A 1348-nucleotide genomic window follows, 5' to 3' on the forward strand; every position below is an offset into this window, starting at 1 on the left:
CCGTTGTCTGAACTCGCATAAACATAAATGGTTTGTGCCGCAGAAATTAGCGTTCCTGGCTGTAATTCTCTACCATTACCTCCCGGTTCTTCAAAATATTTATTATGTTCTGAAAGTGGTTTAAGTTCATACAATTGACAAATCGGTGTTTCATCTTCAAAGATATCCGCTGTAACAGGAGCTGTAATGTTCACCTGATAAACAGTTTCTTCATAACAACCTTCGTCATTGTTTAACTGCAACAGATAGATTGTATGTTCTCCCGGTTCTGCCAAAACATCTCCTACTTTGTATTCTTTACCCTGACCGCCGGGTTCTGTGTAATAATACTGATCACCGTTGACTTGTGGAAACACATATTCTGCACATACCAAAACATCTGCCGGTTTGGTCGGAATTGCTCCTTGTTGCTGTCTAACTCTAAAGATGAAAACCTCATAGCAACCGGTTCGGGTGTCTACAACACGGATAAAGACACTAAAATCTTCCCTCCCTTCTATCACATAAGGCGTTCCTATCATTTGGTCTTCACTGCCTTGATCTGAATCCTCCTGCGTTAGATAGTAACTCACTTCATAATCCTCTCTTTCCACATCAGCAAACATGGCTGCCTCTACACTTAGCAAATCAATTGCTCTTTCGTTGAGGGAGTATCTACAAATCTCCATTCCTTCTGGTTTGTGAACGACGGTAGAAATAGGAGGCCAGATTTCAATCACCTTCTCTCCTTCAACTTCACAGTTTATTTCCGGATATTTCCCTACTACTTTGTACGTTCCAGATTCACAGGCTTCATACTCCGGTTCTGTTGCTCCCGGAATTGCCACGCCGTCTTTATACCACTGAATCTCCACAGCCACATCCATAGCCTCTGCTCCGCCTAAACCGGATTTTATAGTCACACATTCTGCTCCACAAATTGCATTGCCTGTTTCTACTAATAAATCGGCTCCTAAATCCAAGTTCCCCAAGTCAAAACTTCCCGCACTAAAGAAAACCGCAGAAGAATGAGATTGTGTCGGACAAAAATCCATTACAGCTAATTTGATATGATATTGGCGTCCCGGTACCACATAAACAGTTTCTGAACTCATATCTATAGTGGAACCTGCAAAATTAATAGGAGCTTCTAAAGGGTTTGCATTTCCGTTATAATAAGCATTCCAAAACAGCTCAGGATGACTTGAACAAGAAGTGTTTCTTATTTTTTCATTGTCCCAAATTGTGTACAATGAAATAGGCGTTTGAGTCCCTTTTATTTTAGCCAGATTCTGTCCCTCTCCTGTGGTAGTATCAATCAACCAGGCAGCAAATAAGGCTCCATTTTGACAAGTATATGTACAGCCGT

The 1348-nt window shown here is 41.2% G+C and carries 1 protein-coding gene; it reads right to left on the bottom strand.

The features are described 5' to 3' along the window. Positions 1 to 1348: choice-of-anchor L domain-containing protein (locus C8P70_RS13870; RefSeq protein ID WP_208293421.1), on the bottom strand; the 1348-nt coding region annotated here is incomplete at both ends.

It is taken from the genome of Myroides indicus (genome assembly GCF_004364575.1).
Lineage (GTDB): Bacteria > Bacteroidota > Bacteroidia > Flavobacteriales > Flavobacteriaceae > Flavobacterium > Flavobacterium indicum_A.